The 1,923-nt window shown below is 67.6% G+C and carries 1 protein-coding gene and 1 pseudogene; one reads left to right on the forward strand and one right to left on the reverse strand.

Translation table 11 applies throughout. From position 1 onward, the window contains the following. Positions 1 to 422: pseudogene (locus tag Y707_RS29550) on the forward strand (aldo/keto reductase); the annotation flags it as partial. Between the two features lie 335 nt (positions 423 to 757). On the opposite strand, the gene Y707_RS23690 reads toward Y707_RS29550, so the two are convergent. Then, positions 758 to 1,923, reverse strand: a 1,166-nt coding sequence (locus tag Y707_RS23690; protein ID WP_035780453.1) for an MFS transporter, incomplete at its 5' end; no start/stop codon positions are given.

Consider the following 1,923-nt stretch of genomic DNA (forward strand, 5'->3'; position numbering starts at 1 on the left):
GTGCTCACCGGAAAATACCAGCCCGGCCAAGCTCCGCCGTCGGGCACCCGTGCCACGGATGAGAAGGGCGGGGCGGACATGATCAAACGCTGGATGTCCGACGACGTTCTCACCGGGGTGCAGAAGCTTCAGCCAATCGCGGAGGAAGCGGGGCTGACCATGGCCCAGCTCGCCATCGCCTGGGTGCTGCAGAACCAGAACGTGGCCTCGGCCATCATCGGAGCCTCCCGGCCCGAACAGGTCGAATCCAACGTGAAGGCAGCCGGCGTGACTTTGGATGCCGACACCATGTCCCGGATTGACGACGCCGTGCCGGCGTGACTTTGGATGCCGACACCATGTCCCGGATTGACGACGCCGTCGGCTCCCTCGCCGAACGGGATCCGGCGCTGACCAAATCACCCGAAACCCGCGAAGCCTAGCCGTTTTCAAGACGGAAGGGTTTGTCATGTTGCACCCGAAGCCGTCGGGCAGAATTCATGAAGCATATTCTGCCGGTATATTCAGGGAAGCCAGCTTCCCCCATGGAACTGCCTACCACGTCAACGTCCTGCAAACCGGCCTCCTGCGTAAACTGCTGCACGGCGTCGGTAAGTGGTGGCCATCGTGACTTGTCCTGCAAACGGTGGACTCTGGGCGAAGCTTGTTGCTACCGCACCTGAGTCTTCGGCCATGCGGCGGGATCGGAGGCACATCAGGGTCGACCCGCCCTAAGGTGGGCATTGCGTCTGCTCCGTGGGCCAGCCCGGCTCTGGACCTACAGGCTCCCGAGTGCTCGGCGTCTCCCACCGACCAGTACGCCGACGAGGGTCAGGACGACCGCACCGGCCACGCCCAGCAGGGCGTTGACATTCCCTGTGGAGGGAGCCGCCAGAGCCACGAGGTACGGTACGACCAGGCCTGCGTAGGCGAGGCTGTAAAACAGCGCGACCACTGAGCCGAGCTCGTCGGGATCCGCGAGGCGTTGGACTTCCTCCAGGCCGACAACCAGGCAGAGCCCGTATCCGGCACCGAGCAGCAGCGCCGCCGCAGCAGCGCTCAGCAACCCCGGCCTCGCGGTAGCGAAGGCGGCGCCTAGGCATCCGATGGCGACGACGGCCAGGCCCACGGCCGCAGCACCAGCAGGGCCGTGCCCGTCCAGAACGGTGTGCAACCGTCTCCCCCAGGGCTGGACAGCCGCTCCCGCCATCAATGCGGCAGCGGCCAGCAACCCCGGGTACGCGATCTCCAGGGCCGCGTCCGGCGGAAGCGCATGAGCAGGCAGGGTTGTGAACACCAACGTGACGCTGCCGAACACCCACGGCCCAAGCGGAACGACGACACCGAGGAACCGGCCGCTGGTGGCCGAGGCGGGGAACAATGGTGCCCGGCGGACCGGAGCACTACGGGCGGGCCGGGTCTCCGGCGCGCACGGGAGCAGCACGAGGGCGACCGCCGCGAGGACCAGGTGCACCAGGTAGGGCAGCAGCTCAGGCGCCGGCGCCCACTGGGCGAGGGCCCCGGCAACGAGCGGGCCCGCCCCGAAGCCTGCGGTGAGCGCCAGGGCCGCACGGCGGGATCCGGCCCCCGCCGCGGCCGTTGCGGAGAGTTCCTTGATCCAGGCCGTGCCGATACTGAAGACGGCCCCGGACACCACCCCGGCCAGGAAACGGCCGGCATACAGCCCCGTCACGCCCCACTGGCCGGTGATCAGCACGGCTGTCGCCACCATCGACAGCGCCGCGAAAACTATCATGAGTGTCCTGCGTCCGTGTGCGTCGCTGGCACGCCCGCCCGCCACCAAACCCGGAATCAGGCCCAAAGCATATACCCCGAAGACCGCTGTGGCCTGGGCGTCGGACAGGCTCAACGTAGAACGGTAGACCACCAGCAACGGAACGAACTGGTTCGCCCCGTACCCGACCGTGAACATCGCCAGCGCCG

The sequence above is a fragment of the Arthrobacter sp. H14 genome (genome assembly GCF_000520495.1).
Classification (GTDB): Bacteria; Actinomycetota; Actinomycetes; order Actinomycetales; family Micrococcaceae; genus Arthrobacter_C.